This is a genomic window from Vibrio sp. 1874 (assembly GCF_033344395.1).
Classification (GTDB): Bacteria; Pseudomonadota; Gammaproteobacteria; order Enterobacterales; family Vibrionaceae; genus Vibrio; species Vibrio alginolyticus.
Genome location: NZ_JAWPOR010000013.1, coordinates 21,023 through 35,967, shown reverse-complemented (window position 1 = coordinate 35,967; position 14,945 = coordinate 21,023). Strand labels below are relative to the sequence as shown.

General features: G+C 40.7%; 16 protein-coding genes. 13 read left to right on the top strand and 3 right to left on the bottom strand.

Annotation, left to right across the window (positions count from 1 at the left end; all coding sequences use genetic code 11):
* The first annotated feature begins 97 nt into the window (after positions 1 to 97).
* A complete protein-coding gene (locus R8N46_RS19175; RefSeq protein ID WP_005376234.1) occupies positions 98 to 1,057 on the top strand; it encodes a diguanylate cyclase in 960 nt (319 codons plus the stop codon).
* 166 nt (positions 1,058 to 1,223) lie between these two features.
* On the opposite strand, the gene R8N46_RS19170 is transcribed toward R8N46_RS19175, so the two are convergent.
* Positions 1,224 to 2,462 carry a sensor domain-containing diguanylate cyclase gene (locus R8N46_RS19170; protein WP_115386647.1) on the bottom strand — a complete coding sequence of 413 codons (1,239 nt, stop codon included), beginning with the start codon at positions 2,460 to 2,462 and terminating at the stop codon, positions 1,224 to 1,226.
* 253 nt (positions 2,463 to 2,715) lie between these two features.
* Here R8N46_RS19170 and R8N46_RS19165 point away from each other — a divergent pair, with 253 nt between their 5' ends.
* The 10 genes from R8N46_RS19165 (at position 2,716) to R8N46_RS19120 (ending at position 12,555) form a co-directional block, all read left to right on the top strand.
* On the top strand, positions 2,716 to 3,084 hold the full coding sequence (locus tag R8N46_RS19165; RefSeq protein ID WP_005376241.1) for a late competence development ComFB family protein: 369 nt from the start codon (positions 2,716 to 2,718) through the stop codon (positions 3,082 to 3,084).
* Between the two features lie 41 nt (positions 3,085 to 3,125).
* Positions 3,126 to 3,407 carry an HlyU family transcriptional regulator gene (locus R8N46_RS19160; protein ID WP_115386646.1) on the top strand — a complete coding sequence of 94 codons (282 nt, stop codon included), beginning with the start codon at positions 3,126 to 3,128 and terminating at the stop codon, positions 3,405 to 3,407.
* 424 nt (positions 3,408 to 3,831) lie between these two features.
* A complete protein-coding gene (locus R8N46_RS19155; protein ID WP_005376246.1) occupies positions 3,832 to 5,388 on the top strand; it encodes a Re/Si-specific NAD(P)(+) transhydrogenase subunit alpha in 1,557 nt (518 codons plus the stop codon).
* An 8-nt stretch (positions 5,389 to 5,396) separates the two neighbouring features.
* Positions 5,397 to 6,773, top strand: a complete 1,377-nt coding sequence (gene pntB, locus R8N46_RS19150) for a Re/Si-specific NAD(P)(+) transhydrogenase subunit beta (protein ID WP_005376248.1) — start codon at positions 5,397 to 5,399, stop codon at positions 6,771 to 6,773.
* 155 nt (positions 6,774 to 6,928) lie between these two features.
* Entirely contained in the window at positions 6,929 to 8,383 is a 1,455-nt protein-coding gene (vxrA, locus tag R8N46_RS19145) for a sensor histidine kinase VxrA (protein WP_025767766.1), read from the top strand.
* Positions 8,358 to 9,020, top strand: coding sequence for a response regulator transcription factor VxrB (gene vxrB / locus R8N46_RS19140; protein ID WP_005376251.1), 663 nt, complete (start codon positions 8,358 to 8,360; stop codon positions 9,018 to 9,020). Before vxrA ends, vxrB begins: the two co-directional genes overlap by 26 nt.
* Before the next feature lie 6 nt (positions 9,021 to 9,026).
* Positions 9,027 to 9,908 carry a DUF2861 family protein gene (locus R8N46_RS19135; RefSeq protein ID WP_053303637.1) on the top strand — a complete coding sequence of 294 codons (882 nt, stop codon included), beginning with the start codon at positions 9,027 to 9,029 and terminating at the stop codon, positions 9,906 to 9,908.
* Between the two features lie 60 nt (positions 9,909 to 9,968).
* On the top strand, positions 9,969 to 11,090 hold the full coding sequence (locus tag R8N46_RS19130; protein WP_005376255.1) for a conjugal transfer protein TraF: 1,122 nt from the start codon (positions 9,969 to 9,971) through the stop codon (positions 11,088 to 11,090).
* A 41-nt stretch (positions 11,091 to 11,131) separates the two neighbouring features.
* Positions 11,132 to 11,293, top strand: a complete 162-nt coding sequence (locus R8N46_RS19125) for a YoaH family protein (protein WP_005376257.1) — start codon at positions 11,132 to 11,134, stop codon at positions 11,291 to 11,293.
* 872 nt (positions 11,294 to 12,165) lie between these two features.
* Positions 12,166 to 12,555 carry a universal stress protein gene (locus tag R8N46_RS19120; RefSeq protein WP_005376258.1) on the top strand — a complete coding sequence of 130 codons (390 nt, stop codon included), beginning with the start codon at positions 12,166 to 12,168 and terminating at the stop codon, positions 12,553 to 12,555.
* 90 nt (positions 12,556 to 12,645) lie between these two features.
* On the opposite strand, the gene R8N46_RS19115 is transcribed toward R8N46_RS19120, so the two are convergent.
* Both R8N46_RS19115 and R8N46_RS19110 read right to left on the bottom strand, forming a co-directional pair.
* The gene (locus tag R8N46_RS19115; RefSeq protein WP_005376260.1) at positions 12,646 to 12,858 is read right to left on the bottom strand and encodes a hypothetical protein; all 213 of its coding nucleotides are present in this window, start codon (positions 12,856 to 12,858) and stop codon (positions 12,646 to 12,648) included.
* A gap of 296 nt (positions 12,859 to 13,154) precedes the next feature.
* On the bottom strand, positions 13,155 to 13,994 hold the full coding sequence (locus tag R8N46_RS19110; RefSeq protein ID WP_005376262.1) for a LysR family transcriptional regulator: 840 nt from the start codon (positions 13,992 to 13,994) through the stop codon (positions 13,155 to 13,157).
* A gap of 81 nt (positions 13,995 to 14,075) precedes the next feature.
* Between R8N46_RS19110 and R8N46_RS19105 the strand changes: the two genes are divergently transcribed.
* Positions 14,076 to 14,276, top strand: coding sequence for a hypothetical protein (locus R8N46_RS19105; RefSeq protein ID WP_250654639.1), 201 nt, complete (start codon positions 14,076 to 14,078; stop codon positions 14,274 to 14,276).
* Between the two features lie 387 nt (positions 14,277 to 14,663).
* On the top strand, positions 14,664 to 14,858 hold the full coding sequence (locus R8N46_RS19100; RefSeq protein WP_216613588.1) for a hypothetical protein: 195 nt from the start codon (positions 14,664 to 14,666) through the stop codon (positions 14,856 to 14,858).
* Positions 14,859 to 14,945 lie beyond the last annotated feature (87 nt).

Genomic DNA, 14,945 nt, shown 5'->3' with positions numbered 1-14,945 from the left:
TCAAACAAAAATATAGCACTTAATTATGAGTCAAATGCAACAACTCTATGAGTATGGTATATGTTTAATAAAGACATAATTAAAAATGGAACGCGTTATGCAACCGACAGGGACATCGATGCGAATCCTTCTGGTTGACGATGTTCAGCTAGACAGGATGCAGTTGGCTATTCGTCTAAAGCAACTTGGACATATTGTAAAAGCCGTAGGTAGTGGACTAGAGGCGTTAAATACCTACGAGAGTTTTGATCCGGAGCTGGTGTTACTCGATATATCAATGCCAGATATGAACGGTTTTGAAGTCTCTCTTCATATAAGAGAAACGTTTCCGGATTGGATCCCAATTATTTTCTTGAGTAGTCACGAAGAGCCAGAAATGATTGCTAAAGCCATAGATGCGGGCGGTGATGACTATTTAATTAAGCCGGTAGATAAACTGGTACTGAACTCTAAACTTATCGCAATGCAGCGTATTGCTCATATGAGACGAGAGCTTAAGCAAGCGACAGCTCAATTGGAGCAGGTTAATCAACTTTTGACTCAGCAAGCGAATGAAGATGGCCTAACCAAACTCTATAACCGCCGTTATATCGACCATAAGTTGGAATCGATGGTTGCATGGCATGGTCGTCACAATATGCCAATGGCTTTGATTCTATTGGACGTCGATTTTTTTAAACCGTTTAATGATAATTACGGTCATATTGAAGGCGATCGTTGCTTGCAAGCGATTGCGAATCAACTCAAGGCTACTTTTTGTCGCTCTGGGGAATATGTAGGTCGATATGGTGGAGAAGAGTTTGTCGTGTTGCTAGGGTGTACCGACACTCAAACAGCAGAAAGAGAAGCCGAGCGTATACAAGAGGCTATGTATTTTCTCGATTACCCACATGAGTATTCTAGTGTGTCAAATAGAGTGACAGTGTCACAGGGTGTTTTTGTTTTTCAACCGACAGGGAAAGAAGTGCAATCAGACTTGTATGCAACCGTTGATAAAGCGCTATATACCTCGAAGTCTTTGGGAAGAAACACACATACTTTAGTTAATTCTCTTTAAAAACAAAATTTTATGAATGTCACAATCGGGCGTATACCTTATACCTTTGATTAGATAGATAACATCGGGATAGTGGCAACGATCAGTGCAGTTATTATGCTGATGGGGAAGTTCGGTTTTGTTTTAAACCCAGACAAGCTTGTTAACTTTCACGATTGGTGAGGGTCTAACGAAGCTTTATGCAGTTACGTCCGGCCTTTTTCGCTTTGTAAAGTGCTTCGTCCGCTGATTTAATAACGTCCAGAGGAGCTTGCCCATTCCGGCTATCAGCAACTCCGAAACTTGCGGTAACAAAAACCGACTTTCTTTTCGAACTGTTGCTACCACGACGTTTTTGTCCTTGTTTATGGTTCTCAGGGCGAGATTCTTCATCGCGTAATATCATCTCGTATTCTGCAATCGATTTGCGAGCTTCTTCCAAAAAGTTCTTACATTCGTCAGCGTATTTGCCTTTAAAAACGATGGTAAATTCTTCTCCGCCAAATCGATAAACTTTTGCGCCGCCTGGGGTTTTAGTGAGGCGCGAAGCGACCATTTTTAGAACGTCATCACCAGTATCGTGACCGTAGGTGTCGTTAAACTTTTTAAAATGGTCAACATCAAGCATTGCAATCGTGAACTTCTTACCCATGTGTTTTAGATCGAGATCAAGTGCACGTCTGCTTGGAATCAGCGTTAGGCTATCGGTGAAAGCCAGTTGATGGCTAGCGGAAGCGGCATAAATAATGATAAGCAGCCCTGTTAGCGTAAACATGGTGCTTGATATGTACTGCACATCAAAGAAAATGAACGTCGCAGACGCCAATACCATGGCAGAGTAGGTCATCGCATGGATAATTTCATTCTTCTTTAAAACAAGGATTCCAAGAAAACAGACAATACCCACGCAATATAAAACAAGAATTAAAGGCAGTTTAGAGACGGTCGGTACAATAAATAAAATACCGCTTGTCCATTGTTCAAACCCTCCTTCAACGTAATATGCTAGCGTTAGATAAGACCAAAGAACGAACATTGCTAACATCAAGACATAAGTCAACATGGCTCTGGAGTCAAAACCTTCTTTACTAAACAAAAATACCGTAAGAAACGAGACAGGAAGTAACGTGGCTAAAATGGTTAGCTCAAGTAAAGCGGTACCACTTTGAAGCGGGACTTGTAGGCGGTGCTGTATCACGAAATAGGCTAGCAACATTGCCAAGCACACCATGGACTCTCTGCCTTGCTTAAATGAATAACAAAGGAGTAGCGCACAACCTAATAGTATGTACGGCAAGTTTGCGGCAATGCCCCAGTTTGCCTGAGTCATCTGAATAATGCTGTCCATGCCCGAACTCACTATGCCCAGTAGCAAAAAAGGGAATGAGAATCTGAAGCCTGATGAAGTCATTGACGATGAGGACATCTATTACAAACTGCCTGAAAATAGTTGACTATATAATTGGTTAGGTAAATCGTTTTATCAATATGGATATTTATCCGTTATTGAATTTCGAACTTTGAGAACTAGCAAGAATACGTCTATTTGTTCCTTTTCCCAAGTATTTTGGAAGACATTACGGCAAAAAGAGAGAGATTGATTAAATTAAGAGCAATCAATAAGTTGTTATAAACAAGTCGTTGCTATACTCATTTCATAGGAAAAAGGAGATTTACAGATGCAGATAAGCTCAGATGTGCACAACTACATGGAAACATTAGTAGGCCAGGTTCTCAGTTTGCCCGAATTTTTAGAACAGTATGACAACGAACAGTTAGCCGATATTGCTTGCCTTGCGCTTATCCAGCTCAAGCCTGTCTATATCCGTCATGATATTGATTTTTTGTCTTCACTTCCTGAACAAAAATTAAGCCAGTTTAAGCAAAGCGCGGATATAGCGGTGAAAAACGCTGCAGAAATGGTGAAAGAAGACAGGCGTAAGAACCGAGAGTATGATGTGCCTGTAATTTTTTCCCATACTAGTTATGATGATGACAAAGAGTTGGATTGGTATGAAAAACCGATCCTTAACGTTAATATTAAGTAAGAGTCGCTCAGTTGACTAGTGAGCTGACCCAAGGAGGAATCGTGGGATTTTTTTCGCGTTTGTTTGGTGGTAGTGAGAAAACGGTTGAAGCCAAAAATATCGAACCAGTTGAATATAAAGGTTTCCTTATTTACCCAGAGAGCCTTTCAGAGGGCGGACAATATCGCATCGCTGGTCGAATAGAAAAGCATGACGATGATGAAGTGAAAACACATCGGTTTATTCGTTCCGATTTGCTTGGCTCAGAGCAAGATGCCAATGACCTTATGTTGAAGAAATCTCAAATGTTTATTGATCAAATGGGCGATAAAATCTTCGACTAGCAATTTGATTCCAGTCATCTTAAAAAGAGCCATTAGTGTATATGCTAGTGGCTCTTTCTTTTTAACGCTTAAATCTCTGTTAAGTCAGTATTTAATCGTTACCTGGTTAGACCTCAGTCTAGTACGGTGTTGCGTTGTTATTTTTCGTGCACAGAGCGACAATCATTCATTACTTAGCGTTATATGTAATGAAATTTAGTATTTAAATTACAAAACACTTGAAGTAATGAGACGCGTTCGATACAAACAGAATAATAACAGGGCTGTTAGTCAAGGTGTTATTGTGCAAATGGGTGTCCCCAAACATCATCTTTCGTTTGCAATTGTCTTGCGTGGTAAACAGATAGAAATAAAAAAGAATTAGAGTAGAGCAACGCTCTGTTTTGGGACTAATTTATTGATATGTATACAAGGAGTATGCGTTTTGCAAATCGGTGTACCTAAAGAGATACTCGCGGGTGAATCGCGAGTGGCTGCATCGCCGAAGTCGGTTGAGCAGTTAATAAAATTGGGATTCGATGTCGCGATCGAATCCCAAGCGGGGGTGCTAGCGAGTTTCGATGATGCCGCTTATGAAGCAGCTAGTGCGAAAATCGTTTCTAGTGAAGAAGTTTGGGCATCTGGCCTTATTTTAAAAGTTAATGCGCCAATTGTGGATGATGAGCAAGGCATTGACGAAATTGCGTTACTGCAAGATGGAGCAACACTGGTTAGCTTTATTTGGCCGGCTCAAAATGCTGAGTTGATGGAACAACTTTCAAGTAAGAACATTAACGTTCTTGCCATGGATTCCGTTCCTCGTATCTCACGTGCACAAGCCTTAGACGCGCTATCTTCGATGGCTAATATCGCTGGTTATCGTGCAGTGGTTGAGGCAGCTCATGAGTTTGGTCGTTTCTTTACAGGTCAAATTACGGCTGCCGGTAAAGTACCTCCAGCGAAAGTATTGGTTGCAGGTGCTGGCGTCGCTGGCTTGGCGGCTATCGGTGCTGCAGGTAGCTTAGGTGCTATTGTCCGTGCGTTTGACGTTCGCCCAGAAGTAAAAGAGCAAGTTGAATCGATGGGCGCTGAGTTCCTGACCGTTGACTTTCAAGAAGAGTCAGGCTCTGGGGATGGCTACGCAAAAGAAATGTCTGATGACTTCAACAAAAAAGCGGCAGAGTTATACGCAGAGCAAGCTAAAGATGTTGATATCATTATTACGACCGCGCTCATCCCTGGTAAACCTGCGCCGAAGTTGATCACCAAAGAAATGGTCGACAGCATGAAAGCGGGCAGTGTAATTGTCGACTTGGCAGCTGCTAATGGCGGTAACTGTGAATATACAGTGAAAGACCAAGTTATCATGACGGATAACGGCGTAAAAATTGTTGGTTACACTGACATGGTTGGTCGTTTGCCAACACAATCTTCTCAGCTTTACGCGACAAACCTTGTTAACCTTCTAAAACTGCTGTGTAAAGAGAAAGATGGCAACATCAATATTGATTTTGAAGATGTTGTTATCCGTGGCGTTACCGTGGTGAAAGAAGGTGAAGTTACTTGGCCAGCGCCACCAATTCAGGTTTCAGCTCAGCCGCAAGTGAAACAAGAACAGCCTGTGAAGCCAGAGCCTAAAGTAGAAGAACCTACGTCTCCAACGAAGAAAATTATTGGTGTGGCAGCGGCTGTTGGAGCCTTTGCATGGGTAGCATCGGTTGCTCCGGCAGCGTTTCTTTCTCACTTTACTGTATTTGTTCTAGCGTGTGTTGTCGGATACTACGTAGTATGGAATGTTACCCATGCACTTCATACTCCACTAATGTCAGTAACGAATGCTATCTCTGGCATTATTGTCGTTGGTGCATTACTGCAAATTGGACAAGGTAATGGCGTCGTTTCATTCCTATCTTTTATTGCCGTATTGATCGCGAGTATCAATATCTTCGGTGGTTTCACCGTCACCAAGCGTATGCTTGAAATGTTCCGCAAAGATAAATAGGAGTCACAATGTCTGCAGGATTAGTACAAGCAGCTTACATTGTTGCTGCATTATTTTTCATCATGAGTTTGGCGGGGCTTTCAAAGCAAGAGTCTGCTCGTAATGGTAACTACTACGGTATCGCTGGTATGACGATCGCGCTGATAGCGACGATCTTTAGCCCAGATGCGCAAGGTTTTGGTTGGATCATTATCGCGATGGCGATAGGTGGTGCGATCGGTATTTTCTATGCGAAGAAAGTAGAAATGACCGAGATGCCAGAACTGGTTGCGATTCTACACAGCTTTGTAGGTTTAGCTGCGGTTTTAGTTGGCTACAACAGCTACCTAGATGCGCCAGAAGCAGCAACACATGCTGAGCATGTTATCCACCTTGTAGAAGTATTCTTGGGTGTGTTCATCGGTGCCGTAACTTTCACCGGTTCAATTGTCGCATTTGGTAAGCTGCGTGGTGTGATTTCTTCGTCGCCACTTAACCTGCCTCATAAGCACAAAATGAACCTCGCAGCGGTTGTTATTTCTACGCTTCTTATGATCTACTTCGTAAAAGCAGATGGCAGCATGTTCGCTCTTATTGTGATGACTTTGATCGCGTTCGCATTCGGCTACCATTTAGTCGCTTCAATCGGTGGTGCTGATATGCCAGTTGTTGTCTCTATGTTGAACTCATACTCAGGTTGGGCAGCAGCGGCAGCAGGTTTCATGCTAGCAAATGATCTATTGATTGTAACAGGTGCTTTGGTAGGTTCATCAGGTGCGATTCTTTCTTACATCATGTGTAAAGCAATGAACCGTTCGTTTATCAGTGTTATTGCCGGTGGTTTTGGTCAAGAGATAGTGATTTCAGGTGACGAAGAGCAGGGCGAATATCGTGAAACAACGGCTGAAGAAGTTGCAGAGATGTTGAAGAACTCAAAATCAGTAATCATCACTCCAGGATATGGCATGGCAGTAGCTCAGGCACAATACCCTGTTCATGAAATTACTGATGTACTTCGTTCACAAGGTATTGAAGTTCGCTTTGGGATTCACCCAGTAGCGGGTCGTCTACCGGGGCATATGAATGTGTTACTCGCTGAAGCAAAAGTACCGTATGATATCGTTCTTGAAATGGATGAAATCAATGATGACTTTGCAGAAACCGATACCGTATTGGTTATCGGTGCTAACGATACGGTCAACCCAGCCGCACTGGAAGATCCGAACAGCCCAATCGCTGGTATGCCCGTATTGGAGGTATGGAACGCGAAAAACGTAGTGGTATTCAAGCGCTCAATGAATACTGGTTACGCAGGAGTACAGAACCCACTGTTCTTCAAAGAAAATACATCAATGCTATTTGGTGATGCGAAAGAAAGTGTTGAGTCTATTTTTAAAGCACTTTAACCATTCTTGATTTAAAACTATACAGGGTCAGCAATCGCTGGCCCTTTTTTGTTCCGTTTCAATGTTATAGTAATGCAAATCCTTCTGTTAGCAGATGTCAATTGCTTGTAGATTGATGTATAGTTTTGGCTAATGTAACAAGTGACGGTAACAGTTTGATTAAAAAGTTTTTGCTCGGTTTTGCAACTGTATTGCCGCTTTTTTCGGCACCTGCATTTTCCGATTCACTACCAGAAAGAATAGATACGTTTACAGAGCTATTTAACTATGAAGTAGCTCTTAAGTCGTACGATATTCGTATTCTGCAATCAAATTATCCTACCAAGTTACTTGCGCCAGATTCGCTTCTGCCGCAAACGTCTGACTATCCGTTAAAAGATATCCAACAGCTTTACAGCTTGGCGAATACTTGTCGTGGCAAATTACCATTAAGTCCTTTAATTACTGAGCCTTTAGTATTTACAAGGGCGATTTGTAAAGGGACGCAGCTGACACCTCGTTGGTTCTCGCGTAGTGGTCTCATTCACCCTGGTGGTGGGACGTATGCGGCACGTTATGTGGATAAGTATCCAGAACTCAAACCCAAACTATCTCAGTACATGCATATAAAAGAGCGTGATAACGAGGAAGGGGATGAGTTGCTAGAAAGCTTGAAAAACATGGATGACGACGCCATTAATGCTTTGATTGCGGGCGCGAGCATGTTTATTGAAGGTAACGAACTTTGGTTAAGACGTGGTGACCGTTACTTTGTTTTCGAGAAAGATATCTGGCAAGAGAACGTAGCGAATGCGGGTCTGTCATACGCTCTAGCGTCTCAAAGCAAAAGTTGCTTTGTTAAACGAGGTAATATTTGTTGGGATGTAGAAGATCACTCGCAAGTTTTGCGGATCAGTATGATCATACTGGTAATCGCCAATATTCTTTTGGTGATTGGTTGGGCGGTGTACCGTTGGAATAGCAAGCGAGAAGAACTACGTAGTAGAATGCTCGTGTTGCAAATTTTAACGCATGAGCTCAGAACACCGATTGCATCTCTGTCACTAACGGTTGAGGGCTTTCGTCGAGAGTTCGAGCATTTGCCTGAAAGTGTGTATGACGAATTCCGCAGATTGTGTGAAGATACGCGCCGCCTGCGTCAATTGGCAGAAGCGAGTAAAGATTATTTGCAATCTGATAACCAAATGCTTGCAACAGACTGGGTACCATCCGTTGCAGATTGGTTAGAATTTAAGATCGAAGAAGAATTTGATAGTGCCGTGCTTTTTAACATCAATGAAGATGTGGCTGCTAAAGTTAATGTGTACTGGTTAGGAACTTGTATCGATAACTTGCTTCGTAATGCGCTTAAGTACGGTGTCGCACCGGTTGAATTGGATGTCTCAACTAGTGAAGAAAAAATAGTATTCCAAGTCCGAGATGCAGGAGGCCTAACGGCTAAAGATTGGGCAAATTTGAAGAAACCGTTCGTAAGTAAGAGCGGGTTAGGACTTGGATTAACAATCGTTGAATCTATGGTAGGCCGCATGGGCGGAAAAATGTCCTTAATGGGACCACCTACAACTTTTATATTGGAGATACCTTGTGAAACAGACACTGCTTCTCGTTGAGGACGATAAAAACTTGGCTGACGGCCTGTTAGTAAGCCTGGAACAAGCAGGATATGAGTGTTTACATGTGGAGCGTATTGCAGACGTAGAGCCACAATGGAAAAAAGCTGACTTGGTAATTCTCGATCGCCAACTCCCAGATGGTGACTCTGTACAATGTCTCCCAGAATGGAAACAGATTAAAGACGTACCAGTTATCTTGTTAACGGCACTTGTTACCGTAAAAGATAAAGTTGCAGGCCTTGATTCCGGCGCGAACGACTACTTAACAAAGCCTTTTGCTGAGGCGGAGCTTTTTGCGAGAATCCGTGCACAGCTACGAGCACCGGATTCAGCAGAACAAAGCAACGCTGATAAAGTGATTACAAAAGACTTAGAGATTGACCGCTCGACTCGTGAAGTGACTTATAAAGACGAGCTAATTACGCTTACTCGAACAGAGTTTGATTTGCTGCTATTTTTGGCGTCAAACTTAGGTCGCGTGTTTACTCGTGATGAGCTACTTGACCACGTTTGGGGTTACAATCACTTCCCGACAACACGTACGGTTGATACACATGTACTACAGCTTCGTCAAAAACTGCCAGGACTGGAAATTGAAACACTTCGTGGTGTTGGCTACAAGATGAAAGCATAAGTCGTAATGAAAATACTACTCCCTGTAGTTCTCTCATTAGCGTTAGTGAAACCAGTCCATGCGATGGACTGGTTTCAAACTAACACGCCTTTAACACAGGCACATCAACACTTACTTGAAGATGATCTTGCGGGTATGTTCAACTCTCTTGTTGAACTCTGGCAAACGGAACCAAGTAAAGATTTGACTCCTCACCTTAATGATCTTCTTGGTCAGTCACTATCTAAAAACTGTGGCAAGGCTCTCACTGGTGTAACGCTGCCTGATTGGATAAGTGGTGTGAACGTTATTCGTCAGACTATTCAAAGCCCTGGGCGAGATACATTTAGATTGGTAATCAAGCTAAGAGCTACAACTGACATCGAAAATATTTCATTTAATCGATGGGTGGATGATTCTATATCCGCGGACAGTTCATTCAGCTATGAACAACAGCCGAACGGGACAGAACTTGCCAACGAGCGTAGTTACTCGAAACGCTATAACTTAACAGGTAAACTTGAAGCTGGTTTATATCACTTAACCGTTGTTTCTACTGATAAACAAGAGTATCGAACTTGGGTAATACTCGGAGATTCAAACTCTTCTCAATATGTTCGTTGGACATCTAAAGAGAATTGGAAAGTAGAAAAGAGCGCACTTCGTAATCCCCATTGTCCATTACCGCAACTTGAAGTCGGTTTGTATGACTACATTGATGGCCAGTACGAGCAAATGTGGAAAAAGACTTACGAGTCTAACTATCCAAATTCATTGGAGCTAGCGGGTGTCCCAAACGATAGATACGTATTGGCGGTAAGTATCAATAGTCGCCGTTGGCAGGGCGATATAATTGTTGAGCAGGCTCAAACTATTAGCCGAACCTATGATCTTTCCCAGGAAGAATAGTTAAAGAAATACTACTTGTGCCGATAAAGGTTCAGGACGAACTAAAATCACAAGTGTAGTATGAAAAACAAATATAAAATTCTTGCCACTTCTGTTGCTACTATTCTTTTCGCTAATGCTGCCTCTGCTGCTACTTATGCGATAGAGGCTCGTAGTGATGCAATGGGTGGCGTTGGTACCGTATCAGCAACTTATCTAACTGCGCCTTTTTTCAACCCCGCTCTTACTGCGATTTATCGCCGAAATGACGATGCAGGCATGATCGTGCCAAGTTTTGGTGGCAGCTACGATGATCAATATGATCTAGTTGATGAGATCGAACGCATCAGCAAATTGGCAGACGTCGATGAAATCAAAAAATCGATGGATGCTATCGATGGGAAAAAGACAGACTTTGATCTTGGTGGTGTCGTTGCCATTGGTATTCCCAACAAATTCTTATCTGCAACTGCATACGGTAAGTTATACACTGAATCATTCGTACAACCAAATGTTGATACCTCAGGTACTAATCCATTAGATGATAGCTATGTACAAGGTGTTTCTATTGGCGTGGCTGAAGCTGGTATTTCACTTGCTAAATACACTAATTTCATGAACCAACACCTTTCTTTTGGTGTTACTCCTAAACTTCAGCGTATATACACGTACTCATACGCCACGAGTTTTCAGAATTTTGATACTAAAGACTTACGTGAAAATGAGACCGCGGAAACGATGTTTAACTTAGACGCAGGCGCACTTTGGTTCTTTGGCCCATATCGTCTCGGTATTTCAGCGAAAAATTTGATCGGAAGAGACGTTAAAACAAAATCATTCCAATATGGCAGCGATACGATAAAATCATACGAATATAGCATGCGTCCTGTATACACCGTTGGGGCAGGGATTGTTGCCGATTACTTTACGATGAGTGTTGACTACGATCTTAACGAAGAAAAACGTTTTTCATCCTTTGATGATAATACGCAAATGATTCGAGCTGGTATTGAGTTTGATATTTTGCGTCAAATGGCATTACGAGCAGGGTATATGAAGAACTTAGCTCGAAGTAATGACGAAGGAACCATTACTGCTGGCATCGGGTTGTCCCCACTTAAGTTGTTCGAATTGGATATCGCAGCTCAGTACACAAACGAGAACGCTATGGGTGCATCCATTAATTTCCTTGCTACCTATTAATTGAATCGTTATAGTCAGCTCCTCAAAATGAGGAGCTTTTTATGTTTGACGATTTACCCCCTCTATCTCACCAAGAGCAACAACAAGCTGTAGAGAGAATTCAAGAATTGATGGCGAAGGGCACAAGCACTGCAGAAGCTATCAAAATTGTTGCCGAACGGATTCGTTCTGAGTACGCAGAAAAACAACAGCAACAAAACTAATCAATTCATGGACAGGGCATACGCCCTGTTTTTTTGCCTTTCTATTTTCTATTCCTTTACACTCCCAAACACCACCCTGGTTACGCTGTAACTAAAATTTATTATACCTATATGATTTTAATCTTGTTCAATTGCCTTTAAGACTAAATAGCGAGTTAGTAAAATTTTACCTAATCGTGTTAACCTTAGTTTTCGTAGCACAGGTAATTAGGCATTTTTAAAGAACTAACAAATTAAACTCAATAATATCAATTGTTTACCTCGGTCTTTTAATCTGCCAACCATATTGGTCGCGATTGATCTTGTAATTTAATTACAAAGCCCAAGAGAGCTTCGCTCTCAGACAGAAGATTATGCTAAAAAAAGAAAAAAGAGACACCGTAACTTATAACGATAATTAAACTAGAGTTATTAAATAAGCGATATAAGAACAGTAAGCACTCGCAGACATATGTAATAGATGAATCGAAATTCATCTTATTGAGCTGCTTTTTTAGCCGAAATACGTCTCCTGGATTTGAGCGGAGCGTTACATATTGAACACGCTTAACCTAAAGTAGTTTTACTAAACTAGGCGACGTTGAAGTGGGTAATATGAAACCTCAAGAGTAGTAGAAATCAAGAGCAGTAACGCCTATTACAACGTAACGTTTCCTGACGTCCTTCCTGTTAAATAGTCCGATAATTAGAGAAGAAATTGGAAAAACATCGTTGATCTTTGGATGAGAGGAAGCAACAAGGTTGTAATGAAAACTATTTGCCTGTTTTACACTAAACTCCTTTAACTATCATGTAGCAGTAGTTTTGATGTTGTGTTCGCTCTATGTGGACTAGACTTAATATGAGAACAAAAACTAACCAAGGGAGGAATGATGGGTTACAAGCACGTTTTGGTTGCTGTCGACTTATCTAAATCTAGCCAAGCCGTTATCGAAAAAGCAATAATGCAAGCGGATAACTCAAGCAGCAAACTCTCATTTGTTTACGTAGATGTTGATCGTATAGTCATGGAAGCGAAGGAAGAGCAAGAATTGGAAAGAAGGCTGCAAGAGCTCGCTGATAAATGCTTATGCCCAGTAAACGAGACCATGGTAGTAATCGGCGATCTTCATATAAAACTATCGGGAATCGTCAAAAAAGAGGGGATAGATTTAGTTGTCTGTGGTCATCATCACAACTTATTGAGTCGCTTTTTTTCATCGATACCAAAGGTTGTGAACGAAGTTGAAGCTGATTTATTAATCGTCTATTTAGACGAGTGATCGACAACTCTTGTTCGCACTCATCATTTTTTGTCACTAAAAAGCCGAACTTTTATGTTCGGCTTGGTGTATCGGTGATAATAAAAGTTTTTAGCCAGGAATGATTGATGCCTCATGAGATAAAACAGATGCAGACTCCGCGTTTGACTGCAGATCAAAATGTACGTTAACTTGCACGCCTTCTCGCTCAAAAGTGACATCATCAAAATCGGTCATAGCGATTTTGAATCCATTTCTAGCAAAAAAGCCAGTCACCATAGTTCGCTGCTTAATTTCTAATGCAGACGCGAGTAGCTTATCCATGGCATTCTCCTTGGTTATTGTGGGGATATGGGTAGAAGATACACACAGATTGTTATGAAATCAATTTTATATAAAGTTACTTTTGATGAAAATTTTAATGTAAGTCAATCTATCGTTTACCCCACGTGATTTATTCCACGCAAAACCTTGATAACAAGACGGCAGAGCATCTCACATTGTGATAGCAAGCATAAAGATGGGGGTGTTAATAAATACCGCTGAAACAATATGTTACAAAGATTAGCGTTAGGCCTAGTTGAGTAGACAACGCAAAATTCTAAATCTGAACAACCGCCCTAAAATGACTCACTCTTCAATACTTGTGATAACTCAGACCTAATAAAAGTAGATATCTCGGCTAGCTTTCTTGGCAAAGGGTTTTGATAAGGGTAGGCCATATACATGGAACGTTCTATATCAAAAGTTTGCGATATTCGGATGTTTTTGTCTATATAGTTACTTTTAACAAGATAGTTTGGAATGACACCAACCCCAACTCCCTCAGAAACAAAGTTTATTAAAATAGAGGTGTTATCAACTTCGATAACATCAGTATATTGACTTTTAATTGATTCCTTATTCGAATGATGTTTGTAGATTAATAGTGTTTTGTGGTTGGCATTACTTACCCTAGATATCAAAACATCACTATAATCACCAAGTTTATGTGCAATAAGAGTGTCATCAATAACATTATTAAGCCTAATCGCTAAATCTACATTGCTTTCTAATAAATTTTCTACATTGTTACTTGACGATATTTCAAAATCAACTTTTGGATATCGTTCTTTTAAGTCTTTAAGAACAGAACCAAAAATAGAAGAGGCTATAGAGTTGGGCATTGTGATTTTAAACTTTCCATCAATGCATTCACTCAACGAGCTAGCTCTGTAATTTAACTCGTGCAAACTCTCTAACGTCTTGATAGCAAGCTCTCTAATGCTTTCGCCATGATCAGTTAAAACGAGTTTCCTTGTTGTTCTGTGGACGAGTGTTACGCCAAGTTGTTTTTCTAATGCTGCTAGCTGCCTGCTGACTTGAGCTTTAGACTTTCCAAGTTCTTTTGATGCATCTGTAAGAGAGAGGCGTTTACAAATGGCTGCAAAGCAGATCAGCTCATTGTTCATCAATTCCATGATTGTTACCTTTTTGCAACTCTGAGTCACGTTGTCTTTTAACTGGTGGGAAAGTATAACTTGCATCATCGGAGGGGGACAATGATATTTAAAAGCCGTCATGAAATAATGGCAGACTACTATCTTAATAAAACCATATTGGATATTAAGTTAAACCGATATCCTGAAGGAATTAACTCAACCGGATTAAATATAGAAAATAAAGATTTAAAAATAAAAAATTTGTCTCGTGAACTTACTAAGTTGGATTCGGGTGATTTAATGTTGATTGTGCATCATTGATAATGACTCATTCCATATCGGAAAAAGTAATAATAAAAGTTGAAATTGATTCTTTAAATTATAAAGTTAAAAGTGTGAGGATATTTAAATATGAAGACTGCAATACAAAATTCGAAAAGATCTGTTTATCAGAAAGATACATTGTATAGAATAATAAATAATATTAGTACTTTGTATACCAAATCACTAGTAAAATTATTTGGTGAAGAGTTGAGAATCCATCATTGCAAACATAAGATTAATGTAAGAACCACTAACGAGTTGAGTGAACATATGAAGAAAGATCTAGGTATAGATTGAAAAGTAGCGAGTTTACACTTGTTAGATTCCTTGTTCCTATAAAGATAATCTAGTACTTACACTTTTGGGTTAAGCAAATGCGTGTCCATGTTGACTCATATTGAACGAGCAAGATGCAAAACCAACGTGCATGGTGTCGGATGTAACCAAAGATACAGTTCAAGTGGTCGCTGTGGTGGAATCGAAGTTCATGGCCCATACAAGACAGCTGATGAAGCTTGCAAAGCAGCAACAGCCAAATACGGTGTAACTAAACTGACTTCACCAATGCTAATCTTCTAACCCTTAAGTTCGTATTATATCTGCTTATGTTGAATGCGATTGCATATGCCAGTCCTATAAAATGTCTCTCTTTTGAGGGACTATTCA

Coding starts and splice junctions, on each gene's coding strand:
- R8N46_RS19100 (WP_216613588.1), top strand. CDS start 14,664: ATGTTGACTCATATTGAACGAGCAAGATGCAAAACCAACGTGCATGGT.
- R8N46_RS19170 (WP_115386647.1), bottom strand. CDS start 2,462: ATGTCCTCATCGTCAATGACTTCATCAGGCTTCAGATTCTCATTCCCT.
- R8N46_RS19120 (WP_005376258.1), top strand. CDS start 12,166: ATGGGTTACAAGCACGTTTTGGTTGCTGTCGACTTATCTAAATCTAGC.
- R8N46_RS19135 (WP_053303637.1), top strand. CDS start 9,027: ATGAAAATACTACTCCCTGTAGTTCTCTCATTAGCGTTAGTGAAACCA.
- R8N46_RS19110 (WP_005376262.1), bottom strand. CDS start 13,994: ATGGAATTGATGAACAATGAGCTGATCTGCTTTGCAGCCATTTGTAAA.
- R8N46_RS19175 (WP_005376234.1), top strand. CDS start 98: ATGCAACCGACAGGGACATCGATGCGAATCCTTCTGGTTGACGATGTT.
- R8N46_RS19165 (WP_005376241.1), top strand. CDS start 2,716: ATGCAGATAAGCTCAGATGTGCACAACTACATGGAAACATTAGTAGGC.
- R8N46_RS19130 (WP_005376255.1), top strand. CDS start 9,969: ATGAAAAACAAATATAAAATTCTTGCCACTTCTGTTGCTACTATTCTT.
- R8N46_RS19105 (WP_250654639.1), top strand. CDS start 14,076: ATGATATTTAAAAGCCGTCATGAAATAATGGCAGACTACTATCTTAAT.
- pntB (WP_005376248.1), top strand. CDS start 5,397: ATGTCTGCAGGATTAGTACAAGCAGCTTACATTGTTGCTGCATTATTT.
- R8N46_RS19115 (WP_005376260.1), bottom strand. CDS start 12,858: ATGGATAAGCTACTCGCGTCTGCATTAGAAATTAAGCAGCGAACTATG.
- R8N46_RS19125 (WP_005376257.1), top strand. CDS start 11,132: ATGTTTGACGATTTACCCCCTCTATCTCACCAAGAGCAACAACAAGCT.